This window comes from Phaeodactylibacter sp., assembly GCF_022763345.1.
Lineage (GTDB): Bacteria > Bacteroidota > Bacteroidia > Chitinophagales > Saprospiraceae > Phaeodactylibacter.
Map to the genome: position 1 here is coordinate 1 of NZ_JALEGS010000033.1, position 5,069 is coordinate 5,069.

The window sequence follows — 5,069 nt, forward strand, 5'->3', positions numbered from 1 at the left end:
GATCTTGGATTTGCGACATCGGAGCAAGCCACTTCCCAGCGTAAATGCTGACATTGAGTAGGTTTGCTGTGGCAAACCACTTAATCGTCAGTATATACCGACGACGAAGTAGTTTGGGACCAACCATGACTTCGTGTCGGCATATACTCGTGCGTCGGGTTTGTGCCTTACGCCCAAACCTCTCCGTTCCGAGTATAATAGAATGGATTACGCAAGTAATGCTTTCAGTCCTGTTCCCTTTGGGCTCAGCCCCGTCTGACAACCTACAATCGTATTCTTTAAGTACGCGTCCCGTATTGCTTGGTGCACTCGGGACACTGTAACCTTTATGTTAACAACGCTAAAAAAGATCAGATTACAATGAAATCAAATTTGCTTTTTGGGTTGCTTTTTTTGGTGCAAACGCTGTCAGCTCAAACCTTTACGGAAGTCCCTCAATTCCCTCCGATTGAAGGCCTAGTTGATTGCTCTGTTGCCTTTGCGGATGTAGATGGTGACAATGACCAGGATTTGCTCATTGCAGGGGAAACCACTTCATTTGAGCGAACCACTAAACTGTACCTTAATGATGGGGCAGGCAATTTCACCGAAGCCACCAACACTCCTTTTGAGGGCGTTTTCTTCAGCGATATCGCCTTTGCAGACGTTGACGGGGACAATGACCAGGATTTATTCATCACGGGGATGAATTTTATTGGCCTACCAATCGCTAAACTATACATTAATGATGGGGCAGGTAATTTTGCCGAAGCTACCGGTCCCTCTTTTTACGGTGTTATGTGGAGCTCCGCTGCCTTTGCGGACGTGGACGGCGACAACGACCAGGATGTGCTCATTTCGGGGCGAAACATTTTTTCCGGATTAGCCACGAAATTGTACCTTAATGACGGCGACGGCAATTTCGCCGAAGTCGCGGGCACCTCTTTCCCTGCGGTTGATAAAAGTAGAATCGCCTTTTCAGACGTGGACGGCGACAATGATCAGGATTTTTTCATTGCAGGGAATGACAGTTTAAGTTTATTTGAAGGAATTAAGAAATTGTACCTCAATGACGGCGCGGGCAATTTTACTGAGGACACCAGCACCTATTTTGACGGGTTTGACGATGTGTACTCCATCGCTTTTGCAGATGTGGATAATGACAACGACCAGGACCTTTTCTTAACAGGCTATAAGGGTTTTGGGCCACCGCTCTCAAGACTGTATATAAATGACGGGGCGGGTAACTTCACCGAAGCCACCGGACCCGGTGCCTCTTTTGAAGGCGTCTTCAGAAGCGATATGGCCTTTGCGGATGTAGACGGTGACAACAACCAGGATGTGCTCATTGCCGGGGTTAAGACCGGAGGGGGGACAGTAGCAAACCTCTACATTAATGACGGGGTGACCAATTCAACTAGTAATTTCACTTCTGAGTTCATTCTTGACTTTACAACTTATCCAAATCCAGCAAAGTCGGATATTCTAAATATAAGTTTCAATTCATCAGAGAGTGGCGTTTCGACTACTAACATTTATGATGTAAAGGGGCGTCTTTTGGTTGAGCAAAGAGCAGTTGTAGGAATAGGCGAACAGGACATCTCAGTCAATATCGCTTCTTTAGCTCCAGGTAGTTATCTCATACAATTAGAAAATGGCCACAGAAGAGGAGTTGCCAGTTTCATGGTTCAGTAGAGAAAGGCTGTCATAGCAGCGCATCCCGTCAAGCGTCAGCCAGGGCCGACGATTGACGGGATGCACGCTTTGAAAAGCATCAATGTTTTCAGGCTTATTTGACAATAGAGAAACGGGCAGGAAACCTCTCCGGTATCTAAAACCATATCAGGCATATATCTTATCTTCGGGCTCCACTTCGACGCTTTTTCGTTAGCCTGCTTTGATGTGAAGCGCTTCGTCCCTTTCTGCCGTATCTCCCTTAAGTCTATTTCCTTAACAACCTCCTTGGGAAGTAAATAGGCAGCAATTTTCCTGATTATATGGATACAATAGGGGGTAATACTGGAAATGCACAGGCAAAAGTTGAGGAATAAAAAAAAACATCTATCTTAGCGACTCAGCGTAGGAAATGCCCCTTTTCCCTTAATTCCCTACCTGATCTCATCTTACTGAAGCATTGGAACTAGTTTTGAAAAGAAACACTAAGTGTGTTCTGTAAAGCTGGTAATGTTCAGTTTCTCCATTTCAGAAGTCTAAGTAGCTCTTGGGCATTATTTGTCGAGTCAGACTTCTCTTGGGTTTCTCCAGAACTTGTTTAGGTTTCTCAAAGAGTGGATTGCGAAAGTAATTCTTCCGGGAATACTCCCTTTGGACACAGCCCCTCTTGCAACAGACGATTGGTATGCCTTCCTGTTTCTGAACCAGCCCTGGTAATTTATATTGCCAGTATAGGTTCTCTTAATTGGTTTTTTTACTAACCTTTTAGAATAGAAACTATGGCGTCCTTAAGTACCCGCCCTGGACCACTTGGAAATAGGCTTGCAGCACATTTGTTACGACGAGCATCCTTCTATGTGACCAAAGATAGGATCGAAGCTTTCGCCGGTATGACAGCTGCCGAAGCGGCTGATCTTCTTTGTGCGATTCCTCCACTTACCCATCCGGAAGGCCCTATCAATTGGTTAGATGGCACGACACCCTGGCTGACAACCGGTGGATACGATAATGGCCCGGATGCTTTCATGAACCACCGGCAGCGTGCCGTTTGGATGTGGGTCTTCAATGAAATGTTGCTCGACCACTCCGTCCGGCATAAAATGGCGCTATTCTGGCATGGCATTTTCGTTACCGAAAAGGATAGAGACTGGTCAGAATTTGACCTGTTCCGGCTATTTCAGCTTTACGCAACAGGTAATGTCCGTGAGCTGGCCTATAAAGTAACGCAGGATAATAAAATGCTGCGCTACCTAAACAATAATACGAACCAAAAAAATAGCCCGAACGAAAATTACGCCCGGGAATTTCTGGAGCTATTTACCATTCTTAAGGGGCCAGTACGGGGCACCGGTGACTATACCAATTATACGGAAGAGGATATCGTGCAGGCAGCACGGGTCCTGACTGGCTTTAAGGATGAAGGCTTCGAGAGCAAAGACCCGGAGACCGGGCTGGCGACCGGACAACCACGCTACAATTGGCATGACCCCGGCAACAAAACCTTTAGCAGCGCTTTTGGCAACCGTACGATCTACGGCGCAACAGATGAATCGGATATGCACCGTGAGCTGCAGGAGTTTGTCGATATGGTTTTTGAGCAGAAGGAAACTGCCCGTGCCTTTGTCCGCCGTTTGTACCAGTTTTTTGTCAAAGACTCCATTGATGAAGAAGTGGAACAGGACATCATCGAGCCCCTGTCTACACAACTGCATGACGCAGATTATGAAGTAAGCAATGTGTTGAAAGTGCTGCTTTCGAGCCAACACTTCTACGATGAAGACGACAGCGACAGTAAGGATAATATCGTTGGTGGTAAAATCAAAAGTCCGCTGGAGCTATTCCTACAAGCCGTTAATTTATTTGCTGCCAATCAGGTGGGAGTGCTAAACGAAAACTACGAGCATTATGACTCCACTGCCCGGCACCTCTTAGTCGATCAGTTTGACCCGCTTGGTTTTAGCGTGTACCCCTTGTCTGTAGAGGGGTATCCCGGGTTTTTCAAAGGGCCGAACTACAGCAAATTCTGGTTTGACCAATCCACCATAGCTTATCGGTTCCGACTGCCATTTTCATTGCTCGAAGGGCAAACCGTACGTAATAACCGGTCCCTGCCCTATCAGATCGACCTCGTCCCCTTTTTCCGGGACAACTTTACCAATCAGGAATATGCTGAGGAATTGGTTCGGCAATTTCTGGAACTATCGTTATCGGAGTTGCCCCAAGGGGACCGGTTCGACTACTTTTTGCAAAAGCTTCTGGGCGACTTGAGCCCTATCAACTGGATGTTTGAGTGGCAGGGCTATATTCAAAGTGGCAATGATGAATCTGTAGCCGTTGCGCTGCGGGATTTATTTGAAGCCGTGGTTGGCGCTCCTGAGTTTCAAACATTTTAATCCAAATTGGCATGAGAAGAAGAGACTTTCTACATCAATCGGCTGCACTTGGCCTGTTTCCCCTCCTTGGAGGTAGCTTGCCGCTGCGTGGGCTGGCGTCTACTACGCCTTTTTTGCCCAACCCGTGCGATGTTAATGACCGCTCCGTAGTGATTATTTTTCTGAATGGAGCTAACGATATATTTAATTCCACGGTAGCCCTGTCGCAGTTTGATGCTTACACGCAGTTTCGCCCGAGTATTTATCTGCCCGAACAGAGCTTGATTACACTGGATAGCAACCTGCCTGATGAGCAGGCACTGGGGCTGCACCCCAGGCTTTCCGAATTTAAGAACCTGTATGACGAAGGGTTGCTGACGCTCATTCAGGGTGTTGGCTACGATCAGCCCAACCGCTCCCACTTTAAGTCAACGGAAAATTGGCTTACCGGTAGTGGGGGCGACCTGGAAAACCTGAGCGAAGGCTGGATGGCACGGTTTCTAAATGATCGCTATCCGGGGTATAACGGCACCCCTTTCACGGGGGAACCGGACCCGCTGGCTTTGCTGTTTGGCAATACGATTTCCACAGGCTTTCACTCTCAGGAAGAGCACCGGTTAGAGATCAATTTATCTGGTCAGGACCCTGCTGGCTTTTATACCTTGATTTCTTCGCTCGGAGGGGCTCCTATCGGCAATATACCGGCTACAGACCAGGGCAACATGCTAGCGCATATTGAGTCCATCAGCAATAGTGTGAACGTTTATGCGTCCCGCATTTCTGATACCTTCTCTAACGGTACCAATACCGCCTATTATCCTGATACTTCATTGGGCAACCAACTGCGAACCATTGCCAGAATGCTGAGTGGCGGTTCGCGGACTAAGATTTTCATGGCTAGCAAAGGTGGCTGGGATAACCATAATTACATCAATCAGCCCGGCAATACTGTAGACTTATGCTTCTTAAGACAGTCTATAATTGTAAAATAGTAGTTCCAATCAAGTTTGGCAGGGGCTAGCCCCTGCCAAACTTGCGCTTTGC

3 protein-coding genes are annotated in these 5,069 nt (G+C 47.2%); all 3 read left to right on the forward strand.

Annotation, left to right across the window (positions count from 1 at the left end):
• Positions 1–360 precede the first annotated feature (360 nt).
• The 3 genes from MRY86_RS09095 (at position 361) to MRY86_RS09105 (ending at position 5,017) form a co-directional block, all read left to right on the forward strand.
• On the forward strand, positions 361–1,674 hold the full coding sequence (locus tag MRY86_RS09095) for a T9SS type A sorting domain-containing protein (protein ID WP_293565358.1): 1,314 nt from the start codon (positions 361–363) through the stop codon (positions 1,672–1,674).
• Positions 1,675–2,486: 812 nt separating this feature from the next.
• Positions 2,487–4,046, forward strand: a complete 1,560-nt coding sequence (locus MRY86_RS09100) for a DUF1800 family protein (RefSeq protein ID WP_293565360.1) — start codon at positions 2,487–2,489, stop codon at positions 4,044–4,046.
• A gap of 11 nt (positions 4,047–4,057) precedes the next feature.
• On the forward strand, positions 4,058–5,017 hold the full coding sequence (locus tag MRY86_RS09105; RefSeq protein WP_293565362.1) for a hypothetical protein: 960 nt from the start codon (positions 4,058–4,060) through the stop codon (positions 5,015–5,017).
• Positions 5,018–5,069 lie beyond the last annotated feature (52 nt).